The sequence below is a fragment of the Caulobacter segnis genome (genome assembly GCF_019931575.1).
Lineage (GTDB): Bacteria > Pseudomonadota > Alphaproteobacteria > Caulobacterales > Caulobacteraceae > Caulobacter > Caulobacter segnis_C.
Window position 1 is genome coordinate 696,100 of record NZ_CP082923.1, and the last position, 18,014, is coordinate 714,113.

Annotated in this window: 12 protein-coding genes, 1 tRNA gene and 1 pseudogene; 7 read left to right on the forward strand and 7 right to left on the reverse strand. The window is 70.3% G+C overall.

Annotation, left to right across the window (positions count from 1 at the left end):
• Positions 1-8: 8 nt before the first annotated feature.
• Together K8940_RS03360 and K8940_RS03365 are read right to left on the reverse strand one after the other, a co-directional pair.
• Positions 9-599, reverse strand: coding sequence for a DNA-3-methyladenine glycosylase (locus K8940_RS03360; RefSeq protein WP_223393128.1), 591 nt, complete (start codon positions 597-599; stop codon positions 9-11).
• Positions 596-3,790: an acetyl-CoA carboxylase family protein gene (locus K8940_RS03365; RefSeq protein WP_223393129.1), complete on the reverse strand. Its 3,195-nt coding sequence runs from the start codon at positions 3,788-3,790 to the stop codon at positions 596-598. The genes K8940_RS03360 and K8940_RS03365 overlap by 4 nt, the downstream gene beginning before the upstream one ends.
• A 111-nt stretch (positions 3,791-3,901) precedes the next feature.
• Here K8940_RS03365 and K8940_RS03370 point away from each other — a divergent pair, with 111 nt between their 5' ends.
• From K8940_RS03370 to K8940_RS03385, 4 genes are all read left to right on the forward strand, one after another.
• Positions 3,902-4,693, forward strand: a complete 792-nt coding sequence (locus K8940_RS03370; RefSeq protein ID WP_223393130.1) for an ImuA family protein — start codon at positions 3,902-3,904, stop codon at positions 4,691-4,693.
• Entirely contained in the window at positions 4,611-6,275 is a 1,665-nt protein-coding gene (locus K8940_RS03375; protein WP_223393131.1) for a Y-family DNA polymerase, read from the forward strand. Before K8940_RS03370 ends, K8940_RS03375 begins: the two co-directional genes overlap by 83 nt.
• The gene (locus K8940_RS03380) at positions 6,272-9,550 is read left to right on the forward strand and encodes an error-prone DNA polymerase (RefSeq protein WP_223393132.1); all 3,279 of its coding nucleotides are present in this window, start codon (positions 6,272-6,274) and stop codon (positions 9,548-9,550) included. Before K8940_RS03375 ends, K8940_RS03380 begins: the two co-directional genes overlap by 4 nt.
• A 282-nt stretch (positions 9,551-9,832) precedes the next feature.
• Positions 9,833-10,111 carry a hypothetical protein gene (locus K8940_RS03385; protein WP_223393133.1) on the forward strand — a complete coding sequence of 93 codons (279 nt, stop codon included), beginning with the start codon at positions 9,833-9,835 and terminating at the stop codon, positions 10,109-10,111.
• 25 nt (positions 10,112-10,136) lie between these two features.
• Here K8940_RS03385 and cytX read toward each other — a convergent pair whose 3' ends face one another.
• The 5 genes from cytX to K8940_RS03415 form a co-directional block, all read right to left on the reverse strand.
• Positions 10,137-11,414: a putative hydroxymethylpyrimidine transporter CytX gene (gene cytX, locus K8940_RS03390; RefSeq protein ID WP_223393134.1), complete on the reverse strand. Its 1,278-nt coding sequence runs from the start codon at positions 11,412-11,414 to the stop codon at positions 10,137-10,139.
• Positions 11,415-11,501: 87 nt separating this feature from the next.
• Positions 11,502-12,059, reverse strand: a complete 558-nt coding sequence (nusG, locus tag K8940_RS03395) for a transcription termination/antitermination protein NusG (RefSeq protein WP_223393135.1) — start codon at positions 12,057-12,059, stop codon at positions 11,502-11,504.
• A gap of 10 nt (positions 12,060-12,069) precedes the next feature.
• Positions 12,070-12,390 (reverse strand): preprotein translocase subunit SecE, encoded by a 321-nt coding sequence (gene secE, locus K8940_RS03400; RefSeq protein ID WP_223393136.1) that lies wholly within the window; start codon positions 12,388-12,390, stop codon positions 12,070-12,072.
• Between the two features lie 64 nt (positions 12,391-12,454).
• Positions 12,455-12,530: transfer RNA gene (locus K8940_RS03405), tRNA-Trp, on the reverse strand.
• Positions 12,531-13,013: 483 nt separating this feature from the next.
• Complete coding sequence (locus K8940_RS03415) at positions 13,014-13,430, reverse strand: hypothetical protein (RefSeq protein WP_223393138.1); 417 nt, start codon at positions 13,428-13,430, stop codon at positions 13,014-13,016.
• 388 nt (positions 13,431-13,818) lie between these two features.
• Between K8940_RS03415 and K8940_RS03420 the strand changes: the two are divergent.
• The 3 genes and pseudogenes from K8940_RS03420 (at position 13,819) to K8940_RS03430 (ending at position 18,008) form a co-directional block, all read left to right on the forward strand.
• Positions 13,819-14,764: pseudogene (locus tag K8940_RS03420) on the forward strand (ferredoxin--NADP reductase).
• 15 nt (positions 14,765-14,779) lie between these two features.
• Positions 14,780-16,030, forward strand: coding sequence for a gephyrin-like molybdotransferase Glp (gene glp, locus K8940_RS03425; protein WP_223393140.1), 1,251 nt, complete (start codon positions 14,780-14,782; stop codon positions 16,028-16,030).
• An 88-nt stretch (positions 16,031-16,118) separates the two neighbouring features.
• A complete protein-coding gene (locus K8940_RS03430) occupies positions 16,119-18,008 on the forward strand; it encodes a nucleoside-diphosphate sugar epimerase/dehydratase (protein WP_223393141.1) in 1,890 nt (629 codons plus the stop codon).
• The last annotated feature ends 6 nt before the right edge of the window (positions 18,009-18,014 follow it).

Genomic DNA, 18,014 nt, shown 5'->3' on the forward strand with positions numbered 1-18,014 from the left:
AATTCCGTTCAGACATTCAGCCCTCTCGGGCCGCTGACGAACGGGTTGCCACGGAGATAGAACCGTAAGGGGCGGTCGGCGTCCTTGGTGATGCCGATCCGGACGCCCACGCCGATCTCGTCGGGTTCGTGGTCGTCATGCGCCAGCCAGAGCGGGCCTTCCGCGCAAAGATCCAGTCCGTCGGCCCAGGGGCCGATCCGCAGCGCCTGGGCCAGGCGGCCAGGACCTCGGGCCAGGTCGCGCAGCGTCTCGGTCCCGCGGTTGGCCCGCATCAGCGCGATCCCCTCCAGCGGTTCCAGCGCCCGGATCAGGACGCCCGCCCCGGTCCCGGCCGCTTCGCTGGATACGTTGAGCATCCAGGAGGTCCCGTAGGCCAGATAGACGTAGGCGTGGCCGGGCTCGCCGAACATCGAGCGCGTGCGCGGCGTCATGCCCCGGAAGGCATGGCTGGCTGCGTCGCCGACGACATAGGCCTCGGTCTCGACGATCCGGCCGCTGATCACGCCCTCGGGCGTCTCGCGCACCACCTGCTTGCCGATCAGGAAGCGGGCGAGGGCGGCCGTGTCGACCGGCAGCTCGGCGCGGGCCAGGGGTGTCACCAGCTGTCCACCCTGACCGACCAGGGCTTCGACACCCCCACCGCCGCGTCCAGTCCGCCGAGGATCCAGCGTCGCGTGTCGGCCGGGTCGATGACGGCGTCGATCTCCAGGGCGGCGGCCATGCTGGTCGCCTTGCCGGCGGCGTACAGCCGGGCGACCAACTGGTCGTAGAGCGCCTTCTGTTTCGTGGGATCGGTCTCGGCCTCCAGTTCCTTGCGATAGCCCAGCTTGACCGCCCCCTCGAGGCCCATACCGCCGAACTCGCCGGTCGGCCAGGCGGCGATGAAGGCCGGCGCGTGGAAGCTGCCGCCCGCCATGGCCTGGGCCCCCAGGCCATAGCCCTTGCGGGTCACCACCGTGAACAGCGGCGAGCGCAGCTTGGCCCCGGCGATGAACTGGCGGCTGACCCGACGGACGGCGGCGGCGTCCTCACTGTCGGGACCGACCATGAAGCCGGGCGTGTCGCACAGGCTCAAGACCGGCAGAGCGAAGGCGTCGCACAGCTGCAGGAACCGCGCGGCCTTCTCGGCCCCCTCGCAGTCGATGGCTCCGCCCAGGTGGCGCGGGTCGTTGGCGATCAGGCCCATCGGCCGGCCCTCGATCCGGATCAGCCCGGTGACCATGCCCGCCGCGAAGCCGCCGCGCAGCTCCAGGAACGTGCCCTCGTCGATTAGGCCGACGATCAGGGCCCGGACGTCGTAGACCCGCAGGCGGTTCTCCGGGATCGCGCCCCGCAGCCGCCGCTGATCCGGCGCGGTCCAGGTCGGCAACGCCCCCTGGAAGTAGGACAGGGCCTGCTTGGCCAGCCGCGTGGCGTGGGCTTCGTCATCCGCGAGAATGTCGATGACCCCATTGGCCCACTGGTGCGCCGAGGGGCCGATCTGCTCGGGCCGGAAGACGCCCAGCCCGCCGCCCTCGATCATCGCCGGCCCGCCCATGCCCAGGTTGCTGCCCTGGGTGGCGATGATGATCTCCGACAGGCCGGCGATGGCCGCGTTGCCGGCGAAGCAGCGGCCGGCGACGATGGCGATCTTGGGGACCAGGCCCGACAGCTGGGCGAAGCCGCGGAACGTCGGCACGTCCAGCCCCGCCACCGCCGTGGTGTCGGTGTCGCCTGGCCGCCCGCCACCACCCTCGGCGAACCAGACGACCGGCAGGCGCTGGTCGGCGATCAAGCTCATCAGCCGGTCGGACTTGCGGTGGTTCATTGCTCCTTGGGTCCCGGCCAGAACCGTGAAGTCGTAGGCCAGGGCCGCCGTCCGCGCCTTGTCCGGCGGGAAGAGGTCGCCGTTGACCGTGCCGATGCCGGTGATCAGTCCGTCGGCCGGGGTGCTGACGATCAGGTCCTCGGTCGAGCGCCGGCGCTTCTGGGCCGCAATGGCCAGGGCGCCGTATTCCAGGAAGCTGCCGGGGTCGACCAGGTCGTCGATGTTCTCCCGGGCCGTGCGGTGGCCGGTCTTGCGCCGCCTGGCGACGGCGTCGGGGCGGGCCTCGTCCAGAGTGTAGCGATGGCGGGCGATGACCTCGGCCAGGTCGGGGCGGATCGTGTCGAGATCCTCCGGGGCGGTCTCGACGGTCTCGCCGCCGGCGACCTCCATTGGCTCGAGGAACACCAGCGGCTGGCCCTCGGCGACGGTGCGGCCGGGCTCGGCGGCGACCCGCAGGACTCGGCCGCCCACCTTGCTATGAACGAGGTGCTCCATCTTCATCGCTTCCAGCACCGCCAGGGCCTGGCCAGGACGGACGAGGTCGCCTGCGGCCACGGCGATCGAGCCGACCGTGGCGGCCAGGGGCGCGGCGATGGCGATCGCGCCGTCCAGCGTCTCGAAGGACCGTGCATCGCCCTCCGCAGGCAAGGGCAGGTCCGCCACCAGCTCGGCGGCATGGTCCTCGATGAAGCGCGTGGTCGGCGTCTCGGGCGCGGCCGCCAGGATCGCCCGGACCAGTGGGGCGGTGGTCGCCACGCCGGCGATGGCGAACTCCGCCAGCGCCCGGTCCAGCCGCGCCGAGGCCTCGGCGTATGTCCGGCCGCGCGCGATCACCTTGGCCAGCAGGCTGTCATAGGCCGCGCCGATGCCCAGTCCCACCGCGCCGGCCGCGTCGACCCGCACGCCCGGACCGCCCGGCGGGTCCCAGGCGCTGATCGTGCCGATGGAGGGCCTCACCTGGCCTTCGGCGGTCAGGGTCTCGGCGTTGACCCGCGCCTGGATGGCGACGCCGAAGGCGGGCGGGGCGGCGGCCAGGTCCAGCGGCTTGCCCGCCGCCAAGTCGAACTGCAGCCGCACCAGGTCCAGGCCCGTGACCTCCTCGGTGACCGTGTGTTCGACCTGCAGGCGCGGATTGACCTCCAGGAAGAAGGCCGCTCCGCTATCAGCGTCGATCAGGAACTCGACCGTGGCCAGGCCCCGGTAGCCGGCGCACAGCGCCTCGGCATATCGCCAGAGTTCGGCTCGAAGCGGTGCGTCCAGGATGGCCGGGGCGATCTCGACCAGCTTCTGGTTCCGCCGTTGCAGCGAGCAGTCGCGGTCGCCGATCGCCAGCACGCGGGTCCCGTCGCCGGCGACCTGCACCTCGACATGCCGGGCGCGCTCGATCCGCTTCTCGGCATAGAGCCCGCCGTCGCCGAACGCCGCCATGGCCTCGCGTTCGCAAGCCGCGTAGGCCGCGTCCAGTTCGCCGGGGTCCAGCACCGCCCGCAGGCCGCGCCCGCCGCCGCCGGCCCGCGCCTTCAGCATGATCGCGCCGTGCTCGGCCTGGAAGGCCCGCGCGCCCTCCGGCGAGATCGCGCCCGTCCCGGGGATCAGCGGAACGCCGCGCTCGGCGGCCAGCGCCCGGGCGGCGGCCTTGTCGCCGAAGGTCTCCAGGTGCTCGGGCGAGGGGCCCACGAAGATGATCCCCGCCTCGGCGCAGGCGCACGCCAGGGCGGGATTTTCGGACAGGAAGCCGTAGCCGGGATGCAGGGCGTCGCAGCCCTGGGCCCTGGCGGCGGCGACGATGGCGGCGATGTCCAGATAGGCCCGCGCCCCCGCGCCGGGCAGGGCGACCGCGTGGTCGGCGGCGGCTGCGTGGGGGCTCGTCGCATCGTCGGTCGCGTAGATCGCCACGCTCTCGATCCCGACCTCCGCCGCCGCGCGGGCGATGCGGATGGCGATCTCGCCGCGGTTGGCGATCAGGACGCGGGACAAGGGCATGGGCATTCCTCGGGGCTCCCCGAAATGGGCGGGCTTCATACGGCCGTTTGACGCACCATCGCCCGTCACGCTTGACTCTCCAACCCTAGAAGATCAGAACAAAACTAGAACATGGAGTTGACGATGGCCGGATCGCGCGAGGCGCGTCTTGCGGCCCTGAGAGGCCGGATCGCCGCCATTGAAGCGGGGACTCGGACTCCGACTCCGGTCCTGCCGTTCGGCGATCCGGCCATCGACGGCTGCTTCCCGGGCGGCGGCCTGCCGCTGGGCGGCTGGCACGAGGTGACGGGCGCGGGGCTGGAGGACGAGACTGGCGCGGCCCCCGCCGCCTTCGTCGGCCTGTTGCTGCGTCCGCTGGTCAAGACGGGCGCGATCGTCTGGGTCGCCCGGCGCAGCGACCTGTTCGCGCCCGGCCTGTTCGGCCTCGGCTTCCCGGCCGAACGGCTGATCCAGGTGCGGACCCGCGACGAGGCCGAGACCCTGTCGGTGCTGGAGGACGCTCTGTCCACCCAAGGCGTCGCCGCCGCTGTCGGCGAGGCCGAGGCTCCGGACCTGACCGCCGGCCGCCGGCTGCAGCTGGCCTGCGAGAAGCGCGGCGGTTTCGGCGTGCTGCTGCACCGGCGGCCCTATGGCGGCCGAGCAGGGAAGGGCGGGGCGGTGTCGGGCTCGGCCTCGTTCAGCCGCTGGCGGATCGGACCCGCGCCCAGCCCGCCGCCGCCGGACGACATCGGCCTGGGTCCGCCACGCTGGCGGGTCGAACTGGAGCGCTGCCGGGGCGGACGTCCGGGCGGCTGGATCTTGCAAGCACAGGAGGCCGGCCATGGCCCGCATCCTTTCCGTCTGGTGTCCCAACTGGCCGATCACGACGTGGCGGCGGCGGAATCCTGGCGGAAAGCTGGCTGATACTGGCCCCCTCCGCGCCTGCGGCGCTCCTCCCCCGGGGGGGGAAGAAGACGGCCGCAGCCCTTCTTCCCCCTCCGGGGGAGGAGGATGCGTAGCATCCGGAGGGGGCAAGTCGGATCGAGATCTCCCCTTCGCCTTGCTGATCTCCGAGCACGGAACCCGCCGCCTCGCCGCCGTGGATGAGAAGGCCCGCGCCCTCGCCCTCTCCCCCGGCCAGAAGGCCGCCGACGCCCTGGCCCTGGTTCCCGACCTCGTCACCGCCGACCACGACCCGGCCGCCGACCGCGCGGCGCTGGAGGCCTTGAGCGACTGGTGCGTCCGCTTCTCGCCGGCCGTGGCCATCGACGGCCACGACGGCCTCTTCCTCGACATCACCGGGACCGACCACCTGTGGGGCGGGGAGGCGGCCATGCTGGGCGACCTTCTGGCGCGGCTGGCGCGCTGGGGCGTGCCGGCGCGGGCGGCGATCGCCGACACGGCCGGGGCGGCCTGGGGGCTGGCGCGATTTGGAACCCATGGGGGCGACGACCTGGCCATCGCCCCGCCGGGCCAGCAGCGGGCGGCGATCCAGGACCTGCCCGTCGCGGCCCTGCGCCTGGAGGACGCCGCCGAGGCCCAGTTGCCGCGCCTGGGTCTGCACCGCGTCGGGCAGCTGCTGGCCCTGCCGCGCGCCCAGCTGGCCAAGCGCTTCGGCCTTTCCACGACGCTTCGTCTCGATCAAGCTTTGGGCCAGGCGGCCGAGGCCCTGACCTTTCGCCGGCCCGCCACGCCCTGGTTCGACCGCCTGGCCTTCTTCGAGCCGATCAGCGCTCCCGAGGACCTTGCCCGCGTGGCCGGCGACGCGCTGGCGCTGATCTGCGCCCGGCTGGAGGCCGAGGGGCGCGGGGCCAAGCGGTTCGAGGTCGTGTTCCATCGGCTGGACGGCAAGGCCTATCCTGTCCGCGCCGGTCTGGCCCGTATCGGCCGCGACGCCAAGCGGCTGACCCGGTTGATCGTCCCCAAGCTGGACAAGGTCGACCCCGGCTTCGGCGTCGAGGTGGTCACCGTCCACGCCGGCGCGGTCGAACCCCTGGCCGCCGCCCAGGACCGGCTCGACGCCGAAAGCGGAACCAGCCTGGACGAGACCCTGGCTCCGCTGATCGACCGCCTGGTCAATCGCCTGGGCGAGAACCGGGTCTGGCGGGCCGACCCGTATCAGAGCCATGTGCCGGAACGCTCGCAGGTCCGCGTCGCGCCGCTGGATCCGCCCGCCGCGACGGGCTGGGATCCCGCCCGCCCGCGCCCGGTGCGCCTGTTCAAGCGGCCGGAGGCGATTACCGCCCTAGCCAAGGTCCCCGACGATCCGCCGATCCAGTTCACCTGGCGCGGCCGCTCGCACCGCGTCCGCCGCGCCGAAGGGCCCGAACGCATCGGCCAGGAATGGTGGCGCGCCGGCGTGGGCGAGACCGACACGGGGCCGGGCAGGATCCGCGACTACTACCGCGTCGAGGACGACGCCGGCGGCCGGTTCTGGATCTTCCGGCAAGGGCTTTTCGGGACTGAGGACGCGCCGAAGTGGTGGATCCATGGGCTGTTCGGATGACCGCCTACGCCGAGCTGCAAACCACCACCAACTTCTCGTTCCTGCGCGGCGCTTCGCACGCGGAGGAGCTGGCGATCGCGGCCGAGGCCCTGGGCCTTGCCGCCATCGGGATTACCGACCGCAACAGTCTGGCCGGCATCGTGCGCGGCTGGACGGCGGCCAAGACGCGGAACGTCCGGGTGCTGAGCGGCTGCCGGTTGGACTTCATGGACGGGACGCCCAGCCTGCTGTGCTACCCGACCAACCGCGAGGCGTTCGGCCGACTGACGCGCCTGCTGACCTTGGGCCAGCGACGGGCCGAGAAGGGTGCGTGCCACCTGACCTGGGCGGACTTCCTGGAGCAGTCCGACGGCCAGATCGGCCTGATCGTGCCGCCGAAGGACCTGGACGAGGCTTTTGAACGTGATCTGGTCCGCATGGCCGGCGACCTCTCCGGCCGGTCGTGGCTGGCGGCCAGCCGGGCCTATGCGGCCCAGGACCTCAAGCGGCTCTCACGCCTGGACACGCTGGGCCGGAACGCCGGCGCGCCGATCGTGGCCACCAACGACGTGCTCTATCACGGCCCCGAGCGGCGACCGCTGCAGGACGTCATCACCTGCGTGCGCGAGCACTGCACGATCCAGGAGGCCGGCTTTCGGCTGGAGGCCAACGCCGAGCGCCACATCAAGTCGCCGGCCGAGATGGCCCGCCTGTTCGAGCGGTGGCCGCGCGCGGTCGAGCGCACGGGCGAGATCGTCGACCGGATCGGCTTCGACCTCGGCGACCTGAAGGAGGAGTATCCCGACGAGCCCGTGCCGCCCGGCAAGACCGCCATGCAGCACCTGACCGACCTGACCTGGTCCGGCGCGGCCTGGCGCTATCCCGCTGGCGTACCCGAGAAGGTGAAGGCCCAGCTGACCGAGGAGCTGCGGCTGATCGGCAAGATGGACTACCCCAACTACTTCATCACCGTGCACGACATCGTGGGCAAGGCGCGGGAGATGGGCATCCTGTGCCAGGGGCGCGGCTCGGCGGCCAATTCCTCGGTCTGCTACTGCCTGGGCGTGACGGCGATCGACCCGACCGAGCACCGTCTGCTGTTCACCCGCTTCATCTCCGAGAACCGCGGCGAGCCGCCCGACATCGACGTCGACTTCGAGCACGAGCATCGCGAGCGGGTCATGCAGTACGTCTACGAACGCTATGGCCGGGAATACGCGGCGATCTGCGGGACGGTGATCCACTACCGCCCACGCAGCGCCATCCGCGACGTCGGCAAGGCCCTGGGCCTGACCGAGGACGTGACCAGCCTGCTGGCCGGGACGGTCTGGGGCAGCTGGGGCGACGGCCTGCCCGAGGAGCACCTGCGCAACGCCGGCCTGGACCCCACGGCGCCGGAGATCGCCCGCGCCGTGGCGCTGGCCACCGAACTGATGGGCTTTCCCCGCCACCTGTCGCAGCACGTCGGCGGCTTCGTCCTGACCAAGCGGCGGCTGGACGAGACCGTGCCGATCGGCAACGCGGCCATGGCCGACCGCACCTTCATCGAGTGGGACAAGGACGACATCGACAGCCTGGGCCTGATGAAGGTCGACGTGCTGGCCTTGGGGATGCTGACGGCGATCCAGCGGGCGTTCGGCATGCTGCGCGCCGACCATGGCGAACCGATCGTCGACCTGGCCGACGTGCCCAAGGAGCTGCCGGGCGTCTACGACATGCTGTGCGTCGCCGACAGCGTGGGTGTCTTCCAGGTCGAGAGCCGGGCCCAGATGTCGATGCTGCCCAGGCTGAAGCCCCGCAAGTTCTACGACCTGGTCATCGAGGTGGCGATCGTCCGTCCCGGCCCGATCCAGGGCGACATGGTGCATCCCTATCTGAAGCGCCGGAACGGGATCGAGCCGGTCGACTGGCCCGCGCCGTCGCCGGAGCATGGACCCGAGGACGAGCTGAAGGAGATCCTCGGCAACACCTACGGCGTGCCGCTCTTCCAGGAGCAGGCCATGAGCCTGGCCATCGAGGCGGCCAAGTTCACGCCCGACGAGGCCGACGGCCTGCGCAAGGCCATGGCCACCTTCCGCAACCTGGGCACGCCGGACGAATATCGCGACCGGTTCGTCGAGGGCATGGTGGAGCGCGGCTACCAGCGCGACTTCGCCGAGCGGTGCTTCAAGCAGATCGAGGGCTTCGGCCACTACGGCTTTCCGGAAAGCCACGCGGCCAGCTTCGCCAAGCTGGTCTATGTCTCGGCCTGGATCAAATGGGCCTGGCCGGACGTGTTCTGCGCGGCCCTGATCAACTCCCAGCCGATGGGCTTCTACCAGCCGTCGCAGCTGGTCCGCGACGCGCGCGAGCACGGGGTCGAGGTGCTGGCCCCCGACATCCTGGCCAGCGACTGGGACTGCACCCTGGAAAGTCCTTCCTCCCCCTTCATGGGGGAGGTGGCGGCGAAGCCGACGGAGGGGGCTCGCCGCTTCAAGCCGCGCGCCGACAAGGTCGCCGATTACGGGAACCGACACCGCTGGAAGGCTGTCCGCCTAGGCTTCCGCCAGATCAAGGGGCTGAAGGAGAAGATCGACATCCCGCCGCTCCTCAAGGCGCGCGCCGAGGGCGCCCGCACCCCGGCCGAGTTCGCCCAAGGTGGTGTTTCCCAACGCGCGCTGGAACTGCTGGCCGAGGCCGACGCCTTCGCCCGCGTGGGGCTCTCGCGCCGCGAGGCGCTATGGGCGGTCAAGGGTCTGAAGGGCGAGCACAAGGCGCCGGTCCAAGCCCCACTGCTGGCTGGCCTACCGCTGTTCGAGGACAAGGTGGCGCTGCCGACCATGCCCCGGACCCAGGAGGTGGCCGAGGACTACCGCACCACCAGCCTGTCGCTGAAGGCCCATCCCGTGGGCTTCTACCGGCCGATGCTGACGCGACGCGGGGTGATCACCGCCGAGCAGCTGCTGGGCGTCAAGGACGGCCGCAAGGTCTCGGTGGCGGGGCTCGTGCTGATCCGCCAACGGCCGGGCACGGCCAAGGGCGTGGTGTTCGTGACCCTCGAGGACGAGACGGGCGTGGCCAACGCCGTGGTCTGGAAGGACCGCTTCGAGGCCGACCGCAATGTGGTGATGACCGCCTCGTTCCTGGTCGTCCACGGCCGGGTTCAGCGGGCCGAGAACGTCATCCACATCGTGGCCGAGGGTTTCACCGACCTCTCGGCCCACCTGTCGACCCTGCGGGACGAGCCTGGCGCGCCAGCGCCACGCGTGCGGCAGAAGGTGTCGGGGCGGTTGTTAAGGAGCCGGGACTTCCACTGAGGGAATATTCGACCGGTATCCGATATCGCGATCCTCCACTACTTGTTCACCGTGTGGGGGGGCGTAGGGCCAAAACGGGGAATGGAACATTTGAGCGAAGCAGCGTCCCTCAACCTGGGAAGACCTTCCCCTCTTCGGTTTCTGGGACTGTTGCTGGGAGGGTCTGTCGCTCTAATCGCTGGGATAGCGCTGATAGGGATCTTCGTCCCCCACGCCGCTGGAAGCGGGGGCAAGCTCATAGGAATCTCGCCCGGCGCCCTGGCGGCGAGAGGCTATTTCGTCATGGCGCTGGAAGCGATCGTCTACACCGTGGCGCCTGTTGAAATCGCCGGGCGATTTTGGAAGCGCCCTCGGCTAGGCGCTTTGGCCGGCGCCGCCACATACATCGGCATTCACTGGGACAACGGTTGGAGAGGACTTGCTGCAGCGACGTGGATCATCGCCGTCGTCAGCGGCGGCCATTTGTTAGAGCGGGGGACTTCGCCCGCCCAAGCCGCCGCTCTGGCCGTTTCGCTGAAGTTCGCATTCTGGACGTTCGCGCTCGTCGCGCTCGCGGCTTGATCTGAACTCAAGTCATGCTGCCCGGCTAACCCGCCTCCCGGCCCCACATCCGCTTCAGCCCCCAGTACACCGCCCCCGCCGCGACGAAGCTGGGCAGGGTCGCGCCGAGGTCCGGGGCCAGGCGGCTCAGGGCCTGGTAGACGGCGACGCCGGCGGCCCAGGCCAGCAGGGCCGGGAGGTAGAGGCCGACGCGGGCCTCGGCCGTCGCGCGGCGGCGGATGACGAAGTGGTCGGTCAGCAGCACGCCGAACAATGGCGCGAACACCGAGCCGATCAGCAGCAGGAAGCCCTCGTACTGGGCGATGGGCGCGAAGAGGGCGATGGTCGTGCAGACGCCGCCGAAGATCAGGGCCAGGTTGGCGGGCTTCACGGGGACAAGCGTCGCGGTCGAGACGGCGGCCGAGTGGATGTCGGCGAAGGTGTTGTCGGTCTCGTCGATGACGATCAGCAGCAGGGCGATCCCGCCGCCGCTGGCCGCCAGGGCCGACAGCAGCAGGGGCTCGCTCCCACTTCCCCCATGGGCGCCGGCCACCAGGGCGTAGGCCGCGCCCAGGCTCATGAACCAGATGTTGGCCAGGCCGTAGCCCAGGGCGCTGCCCCGGAACATGCCGCCGCCGGTGCGGCCGAAGCGCGTGTAGTCGGCGATCAGCGGCAGCCAGGACAGCGGCATGGCGATCACCAGGTCGACGCCGGCGCCGAAGCTGATCTCGCCCGTGCCGGCCTTGGCCAGCAGGGCGGCCAGGTCGTGCTCGGCCAGCAGTCGCCAGCTCAGCCAGCCGGCCCCCGCCAGCAGCAGCCACAGGCCGAAGGCGCGCAGGAAACGGCGGACGAACGACACCGGCCCGACGATGGCCAGCCAGGTCGCCAGCAGCCCGAAGGCCAGTGTCCAGAGCATCGCGCTGGAGACGCCGAAGGTCTGGCGGGTCAAGGCGTCGGCGGCGTCGCGCATGGCGATGATCTCGAACGCGCCCCAGCCGGTCAGTTGCACGGCGTTCAGCGCCGCCGGAACCGCCGCGCCGCGCGCGCCCAGGGTCAGGCGCAGCGCGCCCATGGCCGAGAGGCCAGTGTCGGTTCCCACCACCCCGGCGGCGGCCAGCAGCAGGGCCCCCAGGATCGAGCCCGTGACGATCGCCGCCAGGGCCGCGCCCAGGCTCAGGCCCGGGACCAGAAAGGCGCCCGCCTGCAGGACCAAGAGGCCGATGCCCAGGCTGAACCACAGCGAGAACGCGTCGCGGGCGCCGAAGGCCCGGCGCTCTTCCGGCACGGGCGTCAGGGGAGCGTAGGTGTCGTCGAGCTGGGCCATCGGTCAGCTTTAGCAGGCGTTCGCGCACGGAAAAGCCCCGCGCCTTGCGACGCGGGGCTTTCGAAAGCTTCGAGCCTGGATCGTTGCTTAGGCGATCTTCTCGACTTGATTGTATTCCAGCTCCACCGGGGTGGCGCGGCCGAAGATCGAGACGGTGACGCGCAGGCGGGCCTTTTCCTCGTCGACATATTCGACCGAGCCGTTGAAGCTGGCGAACGGGCCGTCGGTGACGCGGACGTTCTCGCCCACCTCGTACAGGACCACGGCCTTCGGGGCGGCGACGCCTTCTTCGATCGTGCCGATGATGCGCTGGACTTCCTTTTCGGAGACCGGCATCGGCTTGGAGCCGCTGCCGAGGAAGCCCGTGACCTTCGGGGTGTTCTTGATCAGGTGGTAGGCTTCGTCCGAGAGGTTCATCTTCACCAGGACATAGCCCGGGAAGAACTTGCGCTCGGCGTTGACCTTACGGCCGCGACGGATCTCGACGACCTCTTCGGTCGGCACCAGGATCTCGGAGAAGTTCTCCTCCAGGCCCTGGTTCTTGGCCTGCTCGCGGATGCTCTCGGCCACCTTCTTCTCGAAGTTCGAGTAGGCGTGGACGATGTACCACTTGTGGTTCGGGTTGGACGCGGTTTCGGTGCTCATCGTCTCTATCTTATCCCGAGGTGGCCAGCTTCAGAAGCTGGTTGATCGCGAAGCCGATGCCGCCGTCGACGGCGGTGAAGAACAGCGACGCCAACACCACCATGATGAAGACCATCACCGAGGTGATCCAGGTCTCCTTGCGGGAGGTCCAGGTGATCTTGCGGGCTTCGGCGCGCACTTCGCGGGCGAACTGGGCCGGGCTGGTGCGCTTCTTGGGGGCGGCGGGAGCGGCGGCCGACGTCGCGCCGGCGCCGGCGGGCGCCATCGCCGCGGCCGTTTTTGCGGCGCGGTTCTTCATCGCGGACGGGCTGGATCCCGGTTTCCTGGCCATGCTCTTGAGGCTCACGACTTTCAAATACGACCGGCCGAAATGGCGGCCCGTCGGAAACATATAGTGGCAGGAGTGGGGGGACTCGAACCCACGACTTTCGGTTTTGGAGACCGACGCTCTACCAGCTGAGCTACACTCCTGCAGACCGACCACCCTTTCGGGCCGACGGACATCCGGAGACAGACAGCGCGCCGGGAGGCTTTGAGCCTCGGCGCGCCATGTCTTGTCGCCAGAGCCGCGCCATTTAGCAGGGTCGCATGCGGCGGGCAAGCGGGGCGCAACGGTTTGACGGGTTTGGGCGCGTTCAGCCCCGTGCTTCAAGGGGCGGCGCGGGGCGGGAAGGGGATCGGAAGTCCGCTTTCCGGCGTTGTTTCGCCATGCCCACGATCTCTTCGTCCCAATCGCAACCCTCATCGACCGACCGCCCGTCGAATCGGGAGGTCGAGCACGAAAACCAGCGTCCCGCGCCCCGGGATGGCCAACCGCCCAGGCCGGCCACCGAGCCGCGTGGCGCGGCCGACAGCACCCGTTCGCCGAAGACCCGGACCGATCCGGGCTCCGGCGAGGGTTGAGAGCAGGGTCCCGAGCGCGACGGGCGTTTCTCCGTCACGCTCCGGACGGAATCAACCGGCCTTTTCCTTGGCCTTGTCGGTCTTGCCGGCGTCGTTGGCCGCGCTGGACGGCAGGGTCGCGCCGCACTGGATGCCCAGGTAGGACCACTTCACGTCCGTCAGCTGACGACCGCACTGGGTGTTCTTGCCGAGATCCTTGCCGCGCAGCGATACCGCCACGCCCTTGGACATGTCCGGGGCGGGACTGGCGCTGCTGATGTCGTAGTAACCGCCGCCTCGGCCCTTCACGACCAGGCAGTTGGTGTTCTCGACGGGCCTCACGCAGCCCGAAGCGGTGACAGGGGTGCCTTCCACGACGACTTGCTGGGCCTGCGCGACTTTCGTCTTCGCGCCGCCCTCGCTGCAGCCGGCCAAACCAAACGCTAACAGACCAGCCGCCGCGGCGGCCCCTACGAACCTAACCCGCATACGTTCCTCCGTATCGTTGGCTCCGCGAACGAAGCAAAGGGAAGTCTGCGCCTCGTTCGAGGGGCCGGCAATCACATTTTTGACGTTTTCGAAAAACCGGTGCGGATGTTTCACGGAATAGGAAAAAGATTGTCCTTAACCTGACGACTCGCGCACGGCCTCGCGAAACTGAGAACGGTCAAGCGCAATCTCATGCCGGTTGAGCTTGATACCTCTTCTCATCTGAACAACTGTTCGCGAACCGAGACGCCGCTTTCTCATCCTCCGTGAATACTGCGGCTGATCTTTCGGGCAGTCGACACAGGCGAGCGTGGTCAGCGCGAGCGGCGAAGTTTTTCCAAAGCCGGCTTTAGACAACCGGCGTTGACATGGGGACGGCGGTGCTCAAATGAGACAGGCAGCCGCCTCAGGGCCGTGGCGGCGTCCCACCCGCGCCGCGCCGACCGGCGCCCCGCTCTCTCGCGCCGTGCGCGCCAAGGATTCAAAGAGTTCAGATGACGGCCACCGCGACCGCTCCTGTCCCCGCCTCTCCTCCCGTGAAGGAAGCCCCGTACTTCGTCGAGAAAGTATTGTGGGTGAAGCACTGGACCGATCGTCTGTTCAGCTTCGCCATCACCCGTCCGGCCAGCTTCCGCTTCCGCTCGGGCGAGTTCGTGATGATCGGCCTGCCGCCCCGCGAGGAACTGGGCGAGAAGAAGCCGATCCTGCGCGCCTATTCGATCGGCTCCCCGCACTTCGCCGAGGAACTGGAATTCTTCTCGATCAAGGTTCCGGACGGGCCGCTGACCTCGCGTCTGCAGCAGATCCAGGAAGGCGACGAGATCCTGCTGGGCAAGAAGCCGACCGGCACCCTGGTGCTGGACGCCGTCCGCCCGGGCAAGCGCCTCTTCCTGTTCGGCACGGGCACGGGCCTGGCCCCGTGGCTGTCGGTCGCCCGCGATCCCGACGCCTACGCCCGCTTCGAGCGGGTCATCGTCGCCCACGGCGTGCGCGAGGTGAAGGAGCTGGCCTATCGCGAGCTCTTCACCCACGAGATCCACGACGATCCGCTGGTCGGGGACGAGGCCAAGGCCCAGCTGACCTATTATCCGACCGTGACCCGCGAGCCGTTCGAGCGCCAGGGCCGCTTCACCGACCTGATCGAGAGCGGCAAGCTGTTCGCCGACCTCGGCCTGGACCAGGTCAAGTTCGATCCCGAGCACGACCGCGCCATGCTGTGCGGCTCGATGGCCATGATCAAGGACACCGCCGCCCTGCTGGAGGCCCATGGCCTGAAGGAAGGCTCGAACGCCGAACCGGGCGACTTCGTGATCGAGCGGGCGTTCGTCGGCTGATTTGGGGGTGATCCCGTGACCTCCGTCGCGCGCCCGCTCAAGAACCTCACGGTCGAAGAGGCGCGCGGCCGGATCCTGGACGGCGCCGTCCGCCTGGGCGTCGAGACCGTTCCCCTGGCCGACAGCCTGGGCCGCGTCCTGGCCGCGCCGGTCGTCGCCGACCGCCATCAGCCGCCGTTCGACGCCTCGGCCATGGACGGCTGGGCGATCCGCCGCGCGGACTACGCGCCGGGCGGGGCCTTCGCGGTCGCCGGCGAGAGCGCGGCGGGCAAGGCGTTCGAGCGCGAGATCCGGGCGGGCGAGGCCGTCCGCATCTTCACCGGCGCCCCGGTTCCGGCCGGCGCCGACCTCGTCATCATTCAGGAAGAAGCCGTTCGCGACGGCCAAACGGTCCGCTTCGAGGCCGGTGAGAATCCCAAGTCCAACATCCGCGCCGCCGGCGGCGATTTCCGGGCGGGCGACGTCCTGCTGGAGGCCGGACTCGTCATCGATCCCTGGCGGCTGTGTCTGGTCGCCTCGGCGGGCCTCGCCCAAGTCCCGGTGGCCCGCCGGCCGCGCGTGGCGATCCTGGCCACCGGCGACGAGCTGGTCCCGCCAGGCCAGGCGCCGCGTCCCGACCAGATCTACGAGAGCGGTTCGTTCAGCCTGGCGGCCCTGATCGGAGCCTGGGGCGGCGAGGCCTTCCGACTGACCGCTCAGGCCGACGACGCGGCGGCGATCGCCGCCGCCATTGCGCCAGAGGGCGTTTCTGGCGAGGCCGACCTGATCGTCACCATCGGCGGCGCCTCGGTCGGCGACCACGACCTGGTCAAGCCGGCCCTGAAGACACTGGGTCTCGAGCTCGCCGTCGAGACGGTCGCGGTGCGACCCGGCAAGCCGACCTGGTTCGGACGTCTCGCGGACGCCAAGGGGCAGGATGGCCGTCGCGTGCTGGGCCTGCCCGGCAATCCCGCCTCGGCCCTGGTCTGCGCCGAGCTGTTCCTGCGCCCGCTGCTGTCGGCCTTGGCCGGCGGCGATCCCGAGGTCCGCCTGGTTCCCGCCCGCCTCGCCGCGCCGCTGCCCGCCGGCGGTCCGCGCGAGCACTGGATGCGCGCGGCGCTGTCGGTCGATCCCGAGGGACGGACCGTGGCCACGGCCTTCCCGGACCAGGATTCCTCGCTGGTCGGCGTGTTCTCGCGAGCCGACGCCCTGTTGCGCCGCCGGGCCGGCGCCGCGGCTGTCTCGGCGAACGATGTCATCGAAGTTCTGCCGCTCCGCCGCGGCTGAAACCGCGACGGCGACGAATTGGCGTGCTACTTCGGGTCCGACTCTCGTCCGGGCGCGTCCCGGCCTTCAGGCTCAAGAGGTTTGTTTCATGGGGCATGCGGGCAAGATCGCGACACACGTCCTGCTGGCTTTCCTGGCCCTGCTCTTGGGCCGCTACCTCGTCATCGACATGCCCTTCACGCCGGACACGCTCCTGCAGGCGGGCTACTATGCGCTGGCCTCGCTGCTGGTCGAGCTGGCGTTCCGGGTCGAGCGCGCGCCCTGGCGCTTCGTGTCGGCCAGCGACCACCTGCGCCTGTTCCGCTCGGCGGTGCTGACGGCCGCGACCTTCATGGTCATCACCCGCTTCGCCCATCCCGGCATCGACGGCGGCCTGCGCACGGTGGCGGGCGCGGCCCTGTTCCAGGGCACCTTCCTGTCCGCCCTGCGCGTCATCCGCCGCAGCCTGCATGAGCGCCAACTGCTGGACTCGGTGCTGCGCCTGGGTCCGGCCTCGATGCATCCGGCCCTGCCGCGCCTGCTGATCATCGGTTCGGCGAACGAGGCGGAGGCCTTCCTGCGCGCCCCGGCCGGCCTGGGCGAACGCTACGCCCCGATCGGCGTCGTCTCGCCGCTGGACCGCGAGACCGGCGACGAACTGCGCGGCGTCTGCGTGCTGGGCGCCATCGCCGACTTCGACCGCGTGTTGGCCCGCCTGCGCGACAGCGGCCTGCCGCCTTCGGCGATCCTTTTCCTGACTGACAGCGCCATGAGCACCTTCGGCGCTGAGCGCCTGGGCCGGCTGAAGACCGAGGGCGTGCGCCTGCTGCGCCGCCACGGCGTGGTCGAGATGGGCGCGACGGCCAGCGCCGGTCCGGTCCTGCGCGAGATCAGCCTGGAAGAACTGCTGAGCCGCCCGCCCGTGCGCCTGGATCCCGAACCGGTCCGCGCCCTGGTCTCGGGCCGCCGCGTGCTGGTCACTGGGGCCGGCGGCAGCATCGGTTCGGAGCTGTGCCGCCAGATCGCCGCCAGCGGCTGCGTGCAGCTGACCATGGTCGACACCTCGGAATACAACCTATTCCATATCGACCGCGAGATCGCCGACAGCCACCCGCTGCTGGCGCGCCGCGAGGTGCTGTGCGACGTGCGCGACACCGCGCGCGTCCATCGGGTGTTCGCCGAGCAGGCGCCCGACATCATCTTCCACGCCGCGGCGCTGAAGCATGTCACCCTGGTCGAGAACCACCCTTGCGAGGGCGTGCGGACCAATGTGCTGGGCACGCGCAACGTCGCCGCCGCCGCCAAGGCCTGCGGCGCGGCGCACCTGGCCCTGATCTCGACCGACAAGGCCGTGGCGCCGACCAGCGTGATGGGCGCGGCCAAGCGCGTGGCCGAGGCCGTGGCGCGTCAGTACGGCGGCGGCGGCGAGATGCGCGTCAGCATCGTGCGGTTCGGCAACGTGCTGGGCTCGGCCGGCTCGGTCGTGCCGATCTTCCAGCAGCAGATCGCCCGCGGCGGCCCGGTCACCCTGACCGACGCCGAGGTCGAGCGCTACTTCATGACCATTCCCGAGGCGGTGCAACTGGTGCTGCGCGCGGTGGCCCTGTCGATGATCGCTTCCGACGGCGACGAGGATGGGGTCCTGACGCTGGAGATGGGCGAGCCGGTCAAGATCATCGACCTGGCCCGGCGGATGATCGAGCTGCAGGGGCTGGTCCCCGGCCGCGATATCGACATCAAGATCACCGGCCTGCGTCCCGGCGAGAAGCTGACCGAGACCCTTGTCGACGTGAACGAGGTCGCCCGGCCCAAGGCCCCCGGCATCATGGAGGCCCTGCGCCTCTCGGCCGCGCCGATCATCGAGGACGAGCGCCTGGAAGCCCTCGACGCCCTGGCCGAGGCCGGCGACGAGGCGGCCGTCCGCGCGCACCTGTTCGACCTGGTCGAGGACCTGCGCCAGGTGGGCCCGTCCAAGGTGGTGAAGATCCGGGCGTCGTAAGGGCGT